The organism is Enterococcus sp. DA9 (assembly GCF_008000875.1).
Taxonomy (GTDB): domain Bacteria; phylum Bacillota; class Bacilli; order Lactobacillales; family Enterococcaceae; genus Enterococcus_B; species Enterococcus_B lactis.
This window is the reverse complement of record NZ_CP042839.1, coordinates 128,195-142,689: the sequence shown is the minus strand read 5'-3', so window position 1 is coordinate 142,689 and position 14,495 is coordinate 128,195. Positions and strand designations below refer to the sequence as shown.

13 protein-coding genes are annotated in these 14,495 nt (G+C 37.6%); 11 read left to right on the top strand and 2 right to left on the bottom strand.

The features are described 5' to 3' along the window. Nucleotides 1-13 precede the first annotated feature (13 nt). From FTX43_RS01500 to dinB, 6 genes are all read left to right on the top strand, one after another. Nucleotides 14-343, top strand: a complete 330-nt coding sequence (locus tag FTX43_RS01500; RefSeq protein WP_002292340.1) for a cyclic-di-AMP receptor — start codon at nucleotides 14-16, stop codon at nucleotides 341-343. A 13-nt stretch (nucleotides 344-356) separates the two neighbouring features. Then, the gene (holB, locus tag FTX43_RS01495) at nucleotides 357-1,295 is read left to right on the top strand and encodes a DNA polymerase III subunit delta' (RefSeq protein WP_147606680.1); all 939 of its coding nucleotides are present in this window, start codon (nucleotides 357-359) and stop codon (nucleotides 1,293-1,295) included. A gap of 35 nt (nucleotides 1,296-1,330) precedes the next feature. Continuing rightward, nucleotides 1,331-2,155 carry a stage 0 sporulation family protein gene (locus FTX43_RS01490; RefSeq protein ID WP_002320696.1) on the top strand — a complete coding sequence of 275 codons (825 nt, stop codon included), beginning with the start codon at nucleotides 1,331-1,333 and terminating at the stop codon, nucleotides 2,153-2,155. Next, nucleotides 2,148-2,495, top strand: coding sequence for a DNA replication initiation control protein YabA (locus tag FTX43_RS01485; RefSeq protein WP_002288076.1), 348 nt, complete (start codon nucleotides 2,148-2,150; stop codon nucleotides 2,493-2,495). Before FTX43_RS01490 ends, FTX43_RS01485 begins: the two co-directional genes overlap by 8 nt. 68 nt (nucleotides 2,496-2,563) lie before the next feature. Further along, nucleotides 2,564-3,436 carry a 16S rRNA (cytidine(1402)-2'-O)-methyltransferase gene (rsmI, locus tag FTX43_RS01480; RefSeq protein WP_073490628.1) on the top strand — a complete coding sequence of 291 codons (873 nt, stop codon included), beginning with the start codon at nucleotides 2,564-2,566 and terminating at the stop codon, nucleotides 3,434-3,436. Between the two features lie 108 nt (nucleotides 3,437-3,544). Then, on the top strand, nucleotides 3,545-4,666 hold the full coding sequence (dinB, locus tag FTX43_RS01475) for a DNA polymerase IV (RefSeq protein WP_002316927.1): 1,122 nt from the start codon (nucleotides 3,545-3,547) through the stop codon (nucleotides 4,664-4,666). Between the two features lie 53 nt (nucleotides 4,667-4,719). Here the strand turns inward: dinB and nrdG are convergent, their stop codons facing one another. Together nrdG and nrdD are read right to left on the bottom strand one after the other, a co-directional pair. Continuing rightward, nucleotides 4,720-5,322 carry an anaerobic ribonucleoside-triphosphate reductase activating protein gene (gene nrdG, locus FTX43_RS01470; protein ID WP_002292348.1) on the bottom strand — a complete coding sequence of 201 codons (603 nt, stop codon included), beginning with the start codon at nucleotides 5,320-5,322 and terminating at the stop codon, nucleotides 4,720-4,722. A 557-nt stretch (nucleotides 5,323-5,879) separates the two neighbouring features. Beyond that, complete coding sequence (gene nrdD / locus FTX43_RS01465; protein ID WP_002292349.1) at nucleotides 5,880-8,069, bottom strand: anaerobic ribonucleoside-triphosphate reductase; 2,190 nt, start codon at nucleotides 8,067-8,069, stop codon at nucleotides 5,880-5,882. Nucleotides 8,070-8,388: 319 nt separating this feature from the next. Between nrdD and FTX43_RS01460 the strand changes: the two genes are divergently transcribed. From FTX43_RS01460 to dltB, 5 genes are all read left to right on the top strand, one after another. Continuing rightward, a complete protein-coding gene (locus FTX43_RS01460; protein WP_147606678.1) occupies nucleotides 8,389-9,156 on the top strand; it encodes an ABC transporter ATP-binding protein in 768 nt (255 codons plus the stop codon). Then, nucleotides 9,146-11,188, top strand: a complete 2,043-nt coding sequence (locus FTX43_RS01455; protein ID WP_147606676.1) for an ABC transporter permease — start codon at nucleotides 9,146-9,148, stop codon at nucleotides 11,186-11,188. Before FTX43_RS01460 ends, FTX43_RS01455 begins: the two co-directional genes overlap by 11 nt. A gap of 404 nt (nucleotides 11,189-11,592) precedes the next feature. Continuing rightward, nucleotides 11,593-11,742: a teichoic acid D-Ala incorporation-associated protein DltX gene (locus FTX43_RS01450; RefSeq protein WP_002292353.1), complete on the top strand. Its 150-nt coding sequence runs from the start codon at nucleotides 11,593-11,595 to the stop codon at nucleotides 11,740-11,742. Nucleotides 11,743-11,752: 10 nt separating this feature from the next. Continuing rightward, nucleotides 11,753-13,267 carry a D-alanine--poly(phosphoribitol) ligase subunit DltA gene (dltA, locus tag FTX43_RS01445; protein WP_065772842.1) on the top strand — a complete coding sequence of 505 codons (1,515 nt, stop codon included), beginning with the start codon at nucleotides 11,753-11,755 and terminating at the stop codon, nucleotides 13,265-13,267. Beyond that, the gene (gene dltB, locus FTX43_RS01440; RefSeq protein ID WP_086310134.1) at nucleotides 13,264-14,469 is read left to right on the top strand and encodes a D-alanyl-lipoteichoic acid biosynthesis protein DltB; all 1,206 of its coding nucleotides are present in this window, start codon (nucleotides 13,264-13,266) and stop codon (nucleotides 14,467-14,469) included. Before dltA ends, dltB begins: the two co-directional genes overlap by 4 nt. The last annotated feature ends 26 nt before the right edge of the window (nucleotides 14,470-14,495 follow it).

The following is a 14,495-nucleotide window of genomic DNA, read 5'->3' as shown; positions in this document are numbered from 1 at the left end:
AAGGTGAACGTTTATGAAAATTATTTTAGCGATTATCCAAGACAAAGACAGCAACCGTTTATCAAATGAATTGATTGATGCAAATATCCGTGCCACAAAATTATCATCGACAGGCGGCTTCCTTAAGGCTGGAAACAGCACGTTTATCGTGGGTATTGAAGATGATCGAGTAGAAGAAGCATTGGAAATCATCAAAAAAACATGTGAATCAAGAAAACAATTTGTATCTACACCTGTGACATTGGATATTTCGATGGATGGGGGCGTTCCTTATCCAGTAGAAGTAGAAGTAGGCGGCGCAACAGTCTTCGTCTTACCTGTTGAAGGATTCCATCAATTTTAGGAGGAGCTGAGCTATGAATCAAGAAATAAACTTGGCTCAAATGCAACCGATCGTGTATCAGCAGCTTCAACGGAGCTTTGAGCATGGGCGTCTCGCTCATGCTTATCTTTTTGAAGGAGAAAAAGGAACAGGAAAACATGAAGTAGGTGTGTGGCTCGCACAGCATCTGTTCTGTACCCAAATGGAAGACAATCAGCCTTGCGGAAAATGCAACAATTGTCAGCGAATCGAAAAGAAAGAACATCCGGATGTTCTGGTTATCGAACCGGACGGACAAACAATCAAAGTTGATCAGATCAGACGTTTGCAAACGGAATTCAGTCGCAGCGGATATGAATCAAGAAAAAAGGTTTTTTTGATTAAAGAAGCTGAAAAAATGAATAGCAGTGCGGCAAACAGTCTGTTGAAATTTTTGGAAGAACCACCGGGAGACTTTTTAGCGGTATTAGAGACAGATGCAGTAGGAAGGATTCTCCCTACTATTCAATCCCGTTGTCAAGTGCTGCATTTTCAAGAACTTTCGAAAGAAGCATTGATCCATCGATTGCAAGAAGAGCAGATTCCATTAGAAAAATCAAAACTTTTGGCTTTCTTAACAAACAGTTTAGGAAAAGCAGTTGAAATCTCTCAAGATGAATGGTTTAATGATGCTAAGGACTTGATTTATCAATGGTTCGTTTACTTGCAAAAGCAAGACACTCAAGCCTTTATCTATGTCCAAAAAAAATTAGTGAAATCATTTAAAGAAAAAACACAGCAGTTTACAGGATTATCTGTCCTGATGTTTTATTATCAGGAAGCACAACGTCAAGCAGTAGCGAAAGGCGAATATGGCAAAATAAAACAGATAAACCAGATAATTGAACGAATATTGATCGCAGAGCAGAAACTACGTAGCAATGTCGGTTTTCAAGCTGTTGCGGAACAGTTCGTTTTGCAGACGATTTTTTAGCTTGCCGCAGAGGACGATAATCAAGGAGGATGGAAATGGTAGAAGTAGTAGGTGTCCGATATAGAGATGCAGGTCATATCTATTATTTTGCACCAGGAGACTCTGAATATAGTTATAATGACAAGGTATTAGTCGAATCTCAGCAATCCTTACATATTGCTACTGTTGTCCTTCCTAAAAAAGAGATTGATCCAAATGACCTTCCTGAAGCTATTCGTCCAATCTTGCATAAAGCGTCAAAAGCTGAACTAGAAAAAGACAAAAAAAATAAAGAAGATGCGTGTGATGCATTGCAAATCGCAAAAGAAAAAGTGCAGTTGCGTGAGCTGGAAATGAAAATAGTCAAAGCTGAATATACATTTGATCGAAACAAACTGATTTTTTCTTTTACGGCGGACGGGCGAATCGACTTTAGAGAATTGGTAAAGGATCTAGCCGCTGTATTTCGTACTCGTATTGAGCTTCGACAAATTGGTGTACGCGATGAAGCGAAGATAATAGGCGGAATTGGTCCATGTGGGCGTCCATTATGCTGTTCTTCTTTTTTAGGCGATTTCGTGCCCGTATCGATCAAAATGGCAAAAGACCAAAGTTTATCTTTGAACCCAACAAAAATTTCCGGTTTATGCGGACGCTTGATGTGCTGTCTACAATATGAGAGCGAAGAATACGAGACAGCAAAAAAAGAACTCCCTGACTTTGGAAAAGTAATTGTTACACCTGATGGTAAAGGGAAAGTCGTAGGGTTGAATCTGCTTAGCCGTATCGTTAGTATTCGGCTGACTGGACGGGAAAATCCTGTCGAATATGAATGGGATGAATTGAAAGAATTTATCCAAGTAGGTGAGATAAATGGATAAGAGATCATTATACGACGGATTGAATCAGTTAGAATCAGAGTTGAGAAATACATTAACAGAACTTGTTGAAATGAAGCATGCTTTGCATGAGATCGTAGAAAAAAATACGACTTTGGAGATGGAAAATCAACGCTTGCGAGAACATCTTCGGGAATTGAATCAAGTTGCACAAGCTCCAGCTGAAAATGTGAAGCAAGAACTTTCCAAGTCTCGTATGAATCTTGAAAAAATTTATGAAGAAGGCTTCCATGTCTGCTACGATTTATATGGATCAAGACGGGACAATGACGAGCCTTGTGCGTTTTGTCTAGAAGTGATCTATCGCGAAAGCGGTCGATGATCAATAACAAGAGGAGACTGGAGCGGAGAAAGACTGCTCCAGTTTTTTTATTAAGGAGATTGTGACAGATGTATAATCAAAAAAGTTTCAAAGGAAATCCAGTATACGGGAATTTATATCTTGTACCAACGCCAATCGGAAATCTAGAAGATATGAGCTACAGAAGTGTTCGTATGCTACAAGAAGCAGACCTTATCGCAAGCGAAGATACGCGTAATACACAAAAATTATTGAATCATTTCGAGATTCATACGCCCCAAAAAAGTTTACATGAACATAATTATAAAGAACGTGTCCCTCAATTGATTGCTTTGTTAAAAGAAGGAAAAACGATTGCTCAAGTCAGTGATGCAGGAATGCCTTCCATCAGCGATCCTGGACATGAGCTAGTTTTAGCTTGTATAAAAGAAGGGATTTCTGTGATCTCTATCCCAGGACCTACAGCTGGGATGACGGCTTTGATTGCTTCAGGGTTAGTGCCTCAACCATTTTTATTTTATGGCTTCCTTCCACGCAAGAAAAAAGAACAGAAAGAAACATTGGAAAAACTAAAAGAACAAACAGCTACGCTGATTTTCTATGAGTCACCTTATCGAATCACAGCTACGTTGACGAATTTCTTAGACATTTTTGGTAATCGCCAAGTCGTTTTGTGTCGAGAATTGACAAAGATCCATGAAGAATACCTTAGAGGAAGTACAGAAGAACTACTTGCATATATCGAAGAACATCCAGTAAAGGGGGAATGTTGTCTGCTTGTAGAAGGAAATTTGTTTGAAACGGCAGGGACAGAAGTGGATGAAGAGCAGGGAACCTTAAAAGAACAGGTAGAAGCAAAGATTGCATCAGGCGAAAAGCCAAATGCTGCTATCAAAGCAGTAGCGCTTAAAAATGGACTGAAAAAACAAGAAGTTTACCGTCAATATCACGAATTAGGCTGAAATAGTATAAGTAGTATACAATGAAGCGACAATGTGGAAAACAGCTACTAACTTCTCAAATCTCTTGAACGCGAACGAACGTTCCTGTATAATAGCTAAGAGGTGAGGATGATGGAGCTGCAATTTCCTTTACATAATGATACATCAAGAAAAATCATTCATATCGATATGGATGCTTTTTTCGCTTCTGTTGAAGAACGAGATCATCCTGAGTTTCGTGGGCACCCATTAGTAATTGCTAGACATCCCAGTGACACTGGTGGGCGTGGAGTAGTGACTACGGCAAATTATGAAGCAAGAAAATTCGGAATTCATTCAGCAATGAGTGCACAAAAAGCGTATGAGCTTTGCCCGCAAGCCATCTTTAAGCCTGGCGACCATCATAAATACAGCGAGATTTCCAAACAAGTACGGGAAGTATTCTATCATTATACAGACATTGTGGAACCAGTTAGTATCGATGAAGCGTATCTTGATGTGACCGAAAACAAAATCAATTGCAAGTCAGCCATCAAAATTGCTCGAATGATCCAGGCAGATATTTGGGAAAGAGTCCAGCTAACATGTTCTGCGGGAGTAAGTTACAATAAGTTTTTGGCCAAATTAGCATCAGACTATCAAAAACCTAGAGGAATCACAGTAGTTGCACCTCAAGATGCTGTGCCATTTTTAAAAACTTTGCCAATTGAAAAATTTCATGGAGTAGGGAAGAAAACTGTACCTAGAATGCATGAGTTAGGAATTTATACAGGAAAAGACCTATATGAATGCACAGAAATGACGTTGATTCGAAATTTTGGAAAAATGGGCTATTCTCTTTATCGTAAAGTGAGAGGAATCCATGATTCTCCAGTAAATGTTACAAGAGAGCGAAAATCTGTGGGAAAAGAGCATACGTATGGACAGCCATTGCAAACGGAGGAAGCCGTGCTGGCTCAGTTGCGCCAACTAGCCGAAAAAGTAGAAGAAGCACTGAGAAGAGTCCAAAAACATGGGAAAACAGTGGTTTTGAAGGTCAGGTACACCGATTATTCTACTGTGACCAAAAGAGTGACATTGCCAGAATACATCTATAAAAAAGAAGCGCTCTTTTATCAAGCAAGTCTTATATGGGAGGAAATCTTGGGAGTAGAAAAAGGGATCCGATTGTTAGGAATCACCTTGACGAATCTTGACCCGATGACCTATGAAAATATCGTTCTTCCGTTATGGGGAAATCAAGAAATATAAAAACAGCTTTGAGAGTTGAAAATGGAAATCCGTTTTCTCTCTCAAAGCTGTTTTTATATCAAGTCTTGTTTTTTGATTTGTTCATAGGTTTCTGTTGCATCCGTACATTTTTCCCAAATCATAACTTGGTTGGATTCTAAAGATTTTTGGACATCAATGATTCGCTGGTTGCTGCTTCCTCGAAATTGTAGTTTTAGGTCACGTTTGCTCAATTCAAAGCGTCCGTCAACAAGGATATCGATTTGCGAAAGGAGTTCTAATTTATCTTCTGAATCTTGTAGCAATTCATCAAAGGTATAGCCTGTCCATGACCAGATATCTTTTGTCGTACCGAACTCTTTTCGGATACGTCGTACTACTTGCAAGCAAACATCTGTATTCAAAAAAGGCTCGCCGCCCAATAAAGTCAGTCCTTGTACGTAATCGTTGCGCAAGTCAGCGATGATTTGTTCTTCTAATTCAGGTGTGAATGGTTTGCCATATCGAAAATTTTGTGCCGCTTTGTTGAAGCAACCTTCGCAGGCGAATAAGCAGCCACTAACGTAAAGACTGTTACGGACACCTTCACCATCGACAAAATTAAACGGTTTGTAGTCAGCAATATAGTTTTGACTGTAGTCTTTTGCTAACCATTCTTTTGGTTTTGGATTTCTCATAAAAAAACTTCTTTCATTTAAGGTTCAAAGATATAGCTATTGAAGATAAAATCCACTCGACCATATAAATAAGAACAAACTGACCTAAATCCATTGTTCAAGAAAGCTTGTTCTTATTTTGATAGAGGGCGTTCAAAGATACAAAGCCATCGAAAGAGGGTGGTGAAAAAAGACTTGTCACAGCCTCTTATTCTGAATAAACGGTGTTCAAAAGCCAGTTTCTCGGTATTAAGTTCAATTTATGCAAAAATGTGGAAAGCCATTTTCACAAAATTTTTCTTAATACTCAAAACTAAGCGGCTTTTTCACAACCTCTCAATAAACGGTGTTCAAAAGCCAGTTTCTCGGTATTAAGTTCAATTTATGCAAAAATGTGGAAAGCCATTTTCACAAAATTTTTCTTAATACTCGAAACTAAGCGGCTTTTTCACAACCTCTGATAAACGGTGTTCAAAAGCTTGCATCTGTGGTAATAAGCCCAACTAAACGAAAAATATGAGGAGCTATTTTTGTTTAGCTGTTCTTATTACTTGATGCAGGACAGCTTTTTCACAACCTCATTTCATGTGTTTCACACGTGAGGAAATTTCTTTGTGGCGACCATGTACCATCGGACGAGCTTGTGGATTTCCTAAATAGCCACAAGTACGTTTGACTACATCACATGTTTTTGGGTCATGATTTCCACATTCTGGACATTCGAATCCTCGTTCTGTTGGTTTGAAATCACCTTCAAAACCACATTGGTAGCAATGGTCAATTGGCGTATTCGTACCAAGATACCCGATTTTATCATATGCAAAATCCCATACAGCTTCTAAGGCTTTCGGGTTTTGTTGGAGCATAGGGTATTCACAGTAGTGGATGAATCCACCTGAACAATATTTTGGATAATCCTTCTCAAATTCCAATTTTTCAAATGGCGTTGGGTTTTTACGCACATCATAGTGGAAACTGTTTGTATAATATTCTTTATCTGTGATGTTTTCGATGATACCAAATTTTTCTGTATCTAAACGACAGAAACGATCAGTCAGACTTTCACTTGGTGTTGAATAGACGCTGAAATGATAACCGTATTCATCACCCCATGCATCCGCATTGGCTTTTAATTCTTTGACGATGTCAAGTGTGAAAGCTTTTGCCTCTGGGTTTGTTTCCCATTCGCCACCGAAGAAAGCTGAAGCAACTTCATATAATCCAATGTAGCCTAATGATACAGTAGCTCGACGGTTTTTGAATAATTCATTGACAGAATCGGTACGTGAAAGACGTTTTCCGAAAGCACCATACATATATAAGATTGGCGCATTTGCTGGAATGGCTTCTTTACAACGTTCTACACGATAGAGAAGCGCATCTTTCATGATTTCCAAACGGTCAGACAATAGCTGCCAGAATTTGTTCTGATCTCCTTTTGATTCGATCGCGATTCTTGGTAAATTCAATGTAACCACACCTAAATTCATTCGTCCAACATTTACTTCTTGACCATTTTCGTCTTTCCATCCTTGCAAGAATGAACGACAGCCCATAGGTACTTTGAAACTTCCAGTTAATTCGACGATTTTGTCGTAATTCAGAATATCAGGATACATTCGTTTCGTTGCACATTCCAATGCTAGTTGTTTGATGTCGTAATTAGGATCTTCAGGGTTTAAGTTTACACCTTTTTTCAAAGTGAAGATCAGTTTAGGGAAGATAGCTGTGCGCTTTTCACTCCCTAATCCATTGATTCGGATCTGTAAAATCGCTTTTTGGATTTCTCTTTCAAACCAGTTTTCCCCCAAACCAAACCCTAATGAAGTGAAAGGGGTTTGCCCATTTGAAGTAAATAAGGTATTGATTTCATATTCCAAACTTTGCATAGCATCGAAGATATCTTTTTTGGTTTTTGCTTTTGCATATTCTTTTTGGCGTTCTGGCGAATCGATCCATTCTTCCGCGTCTTTTAGATGTTTTTTATAGTTCAATTCTGCAAAAGGAGCCAGCAATTCATCTGTTCGGTCGGCAGAACAGCCACCATATTGACTTGACGCAACATTAGCAATAATCTGTGAGATTTGTGCTGTCGCTGTCTGGATAGATTTAGGTGATTCCACTTCCGCATTTCCAATTTTGAAACCGTTGTTCAGCATACCTTTGAAATCAATCAAGCAGCAATTTGTCATCGGTGTGTAAGGATGATAATCCAAATCATGGTAATGGATATCACCTTTTTGATGCGCATTTGCTATATGTGGCGGCAACATTTTCAGTCCGATTGATTTTCCGACGATGCCGGCTGTTAGATCACGCTGTGTATTGAAAACATTACTGTCTTTATTTGCATTTTCATTCACGACAGTCTGGTCTTTGTTGATTAGTTTTTCAATCGAAAAGTTGATATCTGTCGCTTTACTACGAGCAAAATCCCGTTTTGTACGGTAATTGATATACTCTTCTGCTAATTCATATTCGTTTTTTTCTAATAAGATATGTTCCACGATGTTTTGAATCTCATAGATTTTGACATTTTCAGCAAACCGGCTTTTGATTTCTTGGACAACCAAGTCTGCAATCATTTGGATTTTTTCGTAAGTAAGTGGGGATAATGAGCCGTGAATTTTCTTTTCAGCTTTGATTAGTGCTTCGTTGATCTTTTGTTCATCGAAATCAACATGGCGACCATCTCGTTTGATAACTTTCATCTGGTGTGCCTCTGGTTGCTGAGTAACGACTGTTTTCTCTTCATAATTTACTTTCATTATCTTCAACTCCTGCTAAATTGTTCTTGTCTATCATAAAACAAAATTTAGGAAGGAGCAACTAATTATCAGCTATATATAGTATTCAATCCGTTGTATAATTGGATTTCTATACTATATGTAGTGTATATTTTATTGTGAAAAAAAGTGAAAACTTGTAGTTGATGGATTTATTTTTTGCATATTTAATTTAGCTGAATAAAATAATTGAATAAAATTTTTTTATTTGGGCTAAGAAAAAGTGACAAAAACATAAGAGCAAATTGTTCGTAGATATGCTACTATGCAAATAAACAGAAATGAAAGAGGAGAAGAAGAATTGGAAAAGATGATCGAAGTGAAACATCTCAGTAAAAGCTACGGTAGCAAACTTTCTCCCGTCAAAGCTTTAGATAATATCTCATTCACAGTCGAAGAAGGCGAATTTGTTGGAATCATGGGTCCAAGTGGTGCAGGTAAAACGACGTTGATGAATATTTTATCCACGATCAATTTGCCTACGATGGGTAGTGTCTTGATCCAAGGAAAAGAAATAACAAAAATGAAAAATAGTGAGCTGAGTGACTTTCGTCGAAAAAAACTAGGATTCATTTTTCAAGAATTCAATTTGATTGATACTTTAAATGCCAAAGACAATATCCTATTACCCCTAGCAGTTGGACGGATGACTAAGGAAGAGATGGAAAAGAGAGTAAGACACGTAGCTCAATTGTTGAATATAGAAGAACTGCTAAAACGATATCCAGATGAGCTTTCTGTCGGTCAGCGACAACGAATTGCAGCCGCTAGAGCCCTTGTTGTTCAGCCACAAGTAATCTTTGCAGATGAACCAACTGGATCTCTAGATTCGAAGTCGGCCACAGAATTGTTGAATTATTTACAGACTATGAATCAAAAAGAAAAAGCGACAATTTTGTTAGTCACCCATGACCCATATACAGCGAGCTACTGTGACAGAATTTTATTTATTAAAGACGGCGTGATTTTTTCAGAAGTTGTGAGAAGAGGGACAAGAAGGGAATTCTTTGAAAAAGTAATCGACATGCAGGCGACGATTGGTGGAGGAGGAAAAATGAATGCTGTGTAAACTAGCCGTCAAAAGTTTTTTTCGGCAGTCCCGAGGGTATCTTGTTTATTTTTTCAGTTTGACTTTATCCGTGATGATTTATTATTCATTCAGCGCAATGACCTATGATCAATCTTTAGTTAGAAGAGCAAGTCCAGATACTTCGATAGATGGCGGATTGAGTTTTGGCGGACTGATCATTACTGTCGTTTTACTTTTTTTCGTATTCAGTGCCAACCGATTTTTTTTGAATAGAAGACAAAAAGAAATAGGTATCTATCAACTTTTTGGTATGAACAAACTACAAATTTCAGGCATATATGTGTTGGAAATCATGATAATCGGGTTATTTGCCTGTATTTTTGGGATATTGCTCGGTATTATTTTCTCCAAACTCTTTTCCATGATTTTGGTTCGAATGATGGATATGGATCTTAATAGTCCGTTTTTTATCTCCATTCCATCAGTCGCAGATACTTTATTTGCTTTTTTCATCATCCTTTTAGCAGTATCTGTGTATTCGATATGGAAAATCTGGCGCTACCCGATGATTCGAAGTTTTGGAGAAAAAGAACAAGCAGATAGTTCAACGATGCGTTTCAGAACAAGGCATCGATTACTCGCTGTCATTGGGTTATTGCTTTTAACAAGCGGATATTTTGGGGCTAGTCATTTTAGAGAAATCACTTCATGGATGGTCAGTCATCATGACCTTGAGACATTCATTCTCTTTTTGCCTTTTCTGATCTTTTTCATTTGTGTGATTGGTACTTATTTGTTTTTCTGCTATACATTTCGGCTCTTTTTGATCATATTGAGTAAATGGAAGCTCTATTACTATGGGATCAATTTTTTAATAATAGGTAATACACAAGTGCACCTGCTCAAAAGCTGGCGTACGAATTCTCTAATTACAGTCATTCTTGGAATTTCTTTAATGACGATTGGCGGTACGGCTAGTATTTCTACTATTTTATCGTATCAGGAGAAAGTATCCTCCCCGATGGATTATCAGTTTGATGTCGAGACAGAAAAAAAAATCAAGCCTATTCTGGCAGAGGAAGGACAGAAGATAACTAAAGAAATCACCTTGCATTATAAAGTCATAGGTAGTATCTACAGACCAGATCTCGAAGAACCTATGTTTCAAACTGCTAATCTGATCTCAGAAACAGAATATCAAGCCTTCAGAAAAGTTAATCCGGATTTGCCGAACGTTTCTTTGAAATCTCCTAACCATACTGTTTTGCTTGATCAAATGCAAACTCTTTTTCGGAATATTTCATTATATGGTTCTAGTATTGGATTGCCAGATAATCAAGAGTTGAAGATTCAGCAAATGCTTCCAAGTGTATTAGGTGACGAAACGATAGTATATCTAAGTCCTGTACTAGTCGTGGATGATAACGTTTTTGAAAAAGCAAAAGGTGTAGATTATCAAGTAGTCAATGTGGATGTATCAGGTGGAAATAATGAAAAGATAGATGAACGATTGAGCAGTGAAATGTCGATAAAGTGGCTCAATGCTATTTATTATTCTTATGATATCGTAAATGGGCGTCTGCAAGGAGACATTAGTACAAAGAAACTGCCAGATGACAAAATGAAGGAAGCGCAGTTTAGTCAAGAAGGTTCTCGGTTGAACTTCTCTTCCAGCTATTCAAAATTGCGTGCAGTCAACCGGCGGATTGGTATCAATATTTTTGTCACACTGTTTGTCGGAATGATCGTCATTATTGCTACTGGCAGTATTCTGACCGTTCGACAATTAGCAGAAGCAGAGGAAGAAAAAGAAAATTATCACCTATTAACTAAACTGGGGATACCACAAAGAAGAATTAGAAGGATGATTTTCGAGCAAAACGCACTTACCTTTTTTCCACCCATGATATTAGGAATCACTCATGCAGTATTTGCAATCAATGTTTTCACTCAGTATATCAAAACTGCCGATTATTGGCTGGCTTATCTTGTCAGTGGCTTATTGATCCTTATCTATCTTTTGCTTTATGTCATTACGAGTCAGTTATATTGTCGGATTATCGAGGAATGACAGGCGGAATAAGACAAGATAATAAAAAGTACTAAATTTTAAACACCGTTTAAAGAAGAGGTTATGAAAAAGCTGTCCTGCATCAAGTAATAAGAAACAGCCAAGCAAAAATAGTTTCTCATGTTTTTGATTTGGCTGGACTTATTACCGCAGATGCAAGCTTTTAAACACCATTTATTTGGAATAAGAGGTTGTGACACGTTTTTGTCACAACCTCTTTATTTTTTATATTTTTTAAAATTACTAGAAATTATAAAGAAAAAAGCAGTGTTTTGATGTGCTATTTTTATAAAAGCTATGTGACAAAACTGTTAGTAAAAAAACGGTTTCTGTAAGCTAGACACATGTTTCTTTTTGTCAAAATTCGTTACACTTTGTGTGAGGTTATATGAGGAGGGAATTCAATGAACAAATGGTGGTCTAATCCAAAATTGAATTATTGGGGAAAATTCATCATTCGAACAATTTTTTATAGTGCGGTACTGCTGTTCCTAATCTACCTGTATCACTATAAAAATATTCAAGGAGGAACATTTATCTATAACGAATTTTAGGAGGAAGAGTATGGAAATCAAAACGATTATTGAAGCAATCGATGATTGGGGAATAAGCGAACCTGATCGAATTGCTTATCAGGCGGATGAGATGCATACTTTTGGAGAATTGAAACAAGCATCAGACGCACTTGCTTATTATTTAGAAGAAAAGGTAGAAGGGGATGGACCAATCGTCGTTTTTGGTAATTTAGAATTTGAGATGATTGTCGCATTTCTAGGAATTGTCAAATCTGGTCATGCTTATTTGCCAATTGAAGAACATACACCCAAAGAACGTATCCTGTCGATCTTTCGGGTGGCTAAACCATCTATGGTCATCAGTATTGGGAATTGGATAGAAGATATTCCTTCTGTTCCTGTCGTAACAAAAGAAGAATTTCAAGAAATCGAGAAGATACCAGTAGAATTTTATCCCAAAAATAGCGTAAAAGGCACAGAAAATTTTTATATTATTTTTACCTCTGGTACTACTGGAGAACCAAAAGGCGTACAAATCAGTCATGATAATCTAGTCAGCTTTGTTCAATGGACGATGGAAGACTTTGGGATCAAGCCTGGGATGCATTTCTTAGCTCAAGCGCCATTTTCTTTTGATTTATCGGTATTTTCTATTTATCCTGCATTAGTTTCTGGTGGAATGCTGAAGCCGTTAAATAAAGCAGTTATACAAGATTTTCGTCAATTATTCGCGACATTGCCTAACTTGAAGTTGAATATTTGGGTTTCTACTCCATCTTTTATGGATATTTGCTTGATGGAGCCTACCTTCAATGGAGAAAATGTACCAGAATTGGACATGTTTTTATTTTGCGGAGAAGAATTGACAAAAAAAACTGCAGAAACACTACTTGATCGATTCCCAAATGCACGGATATATAATACTTACGGCCCAACAGAAGCAACTGTGGCTATTTCAAGTATCCAGATTGATCAGCACATACTAGATAAATACGACCGACTACCAATCGGCTATGTAAAAAAAGACACCAAAGTTTCTATTGTCCAAGAAGACAAACTTGTTTCAAAAGGAGAAACTGGCGAAATCATTATTGCAGGACCAAGCGTATCAAAAGGTTACCTGAACAATCCAGAAAAAACAGCAGCTGCGTTCTTTTGTCAAAATGACTTAGCAAGTTACCATACAGGGGATGCAGGAAGGTTGGATGAAGATGGGCTTTTATTTTATGAAGGCCGTATGGATCAGCAGGTCAAATTGCATGGTTACCGGATCGAGTTAGGGGATATCGAACATTATCTGTTGCAAGACTCCCGGATCAAACAAGCCGTTGTCGTACCAAAATATCAAGGAACAAAAGTGCAGCAGCTTGTTGCTTTCATCGTATTAGAAAACACAACGAAACAACCGGATTTTCAACTGACCAAATCGATCAAAGAACAATTACTGCAAGTTGTGATGGAGTATATGATTCCTCAGAAGTTCCATTATGTCAATCTGCTGCCTCAGACAGTAAATGGAAAAATTGATCGAAAAAAATTAACAGCTGAGGTGAATCCTGAATGATGTTTCCTCATATGATCCCTTACGCAGAGCCGTTTTATTTTTTTCTTTTAGCCATTGCGCTTATACCAATCGTTCTATCTTTATTGATATGGAAAAAAAGATTACCAATTTATCAATCAGTGGTGACACTTTTCTTTTTATTTGTCAGCTTTGGAGGTACTTATTGGGAGCAGGGAACGGCGCTGATAGGGTATGTTTTTTGGCAGACAATCCTTGTATGGGGCTATTTTGTTCACCGGCAAAGGAAAAATCAAACAGGATGGTTTTACGCCGCCGTTATTTTAGCAATAATTCCACTGTTTTTAACGAAAGTGACTCCTTTTTTTGAACATGGAAAAGCATCGCTGCTTGGTTTTTTAGGAATCTCTTATTTAACCTTTAAGTCTGTGCAAATGATCATGGAAATAAGAGATGGCATGATCAAAGTATATAACCCATTTCGTTATATCCAGTTTCTGCTGTTTTTCCCGACAATATCTTCTGGACCCATCGATCGTTATAGGAGATTTGAAAAGGATCAGCTCCATCCACCTGTTCGTGATAAATATGTTGATCTCTTGGGAAAAGGCGTCCAAAATATTTTTGTCGGTTTTTTATATAAGTTCATTATCGGTTATTATTTTGGTCAAGTACTGCTCCCTGTAGTAGGGCGCATCGCATTACAGCATGGTGGGATTTCATGGGCGTTAGTGGGTTACATGTACGTGTATAGCATGTATTTATTTTTTGATTTTGCAGGTTACAGTTTGTTTGCAGTCGGTACAAGCTACATGATGGGGTATCAGACGCCAATCAATTTCAATAAACCATTTTTATCATGGAATATCAAAGAGTTCTGGAACCGATGGCATATGACCTTGTCTTTTTGGTTCCGCGATTACGTGTATATGCGGTTGATGTTCTTCATGATGAAGAAAAAAATCTTTAAAAGCAAGATCGTAATGTCAAATATTGGATATTTCGCTTTGTTTCTTCTAATGGGTGTCTGGCATGGATTGACGTGGTACTACATCGTATACGGTCTGTATCATGCTTGTCTGATCTGTCTAACAGATGCATGGATCCGATTTAAGAAGAAGCATAAAGATCAGTTACCTTCTAACAAATTTACGCATGGCGTAGCCGTATTTTTGACATTTCAAGCGGTATGTTTCAGCTTCCTGATTTTTTCAGGATTTTTAGATAAACTTTTTTTTAGCTAACGAATAGTGACATATTAATTTATATA

Bases quoted from the DNA above. Each gene is read 5' to 3' on its own strand.
- FTX43_RS01500 (WP_002292340.1), top strand. From the start codon at position 14: ATGAAAATTATTTTAGCGATTATCCAAGACAAAGACAGCAACCGTTTA.
- holB (WP_147606680.1), top strand. From the start codon at position 357: ATGAATCAAGAAATAAACTTGGCTCAAATGCAACCGATCGTGTATCAG.
- FTX43_RS01490 (WP_002320696.1), top strand. From the start codon at position 1,331: ATGGTAGAAGTAGTAGGTGTCCGATATAGAGATGCAGGTCATATCTAT.
- FTX43_RS01485 (WP_002288076.1), top strand. From the start codon at position 2,148: ATGGATAAGAGATCATTATACGACGGATTGAATCAGTTAGAATCAGAG.
- rsmI (WP_073490628.1), top strand. From the start codon at position 2,564: ATGTATAATCAAAAAAGTTTCAAAGGAAATCCAGTATACGGGAATTTA.
- dinB (WP_002316927.1), top strand. From the start codon at position 3,545: ATGATGGAGCTGCAATTTCCTTTACATAATGATACATCAAGAAAAATC.
- nrdG (WP_002292348.1), bottom strand. From the start codon at position 5,322: ATGAGAAATCCAAAACCAAAAGAATGGTTAGCAAAAGACTACAGTCAA.
- nrdD (WP_002292349.1), bottom strand. From the start codon at position 8,069: ATGAAAGTAAATTATGAAGAGAAAACAGTCGTTACTCAGCAACCAGAG.
- FTX43_RS01455 (WP_147606676.1), top strand. From the start codon at position 9,146: ATGCTGTGTAAACTAGCCGTCAAAAGTTTTTTTCGGCAGTCCCGAGGG.
- FTX43_RS01450 (WP_002292353.1), top strand. From the start codon at position 11,593: ATGAACAAATGGTGGTCTAATCCAAAATTGAATTATTGGGGAAAATTC.
- dltA (WP_065772842.1), top strand. From the start codon at position 11,753: ATGGAAATCAAAACGATTATTGAAGCAATCGATGATTGGGGAATAAGC.
- dltB (WP_086310134.1), top strand. From the start codon at position 13,264: ATGATGTTTCCTCATATGATCCCTTACGCAGAGCCGTTTTATTTTTTT.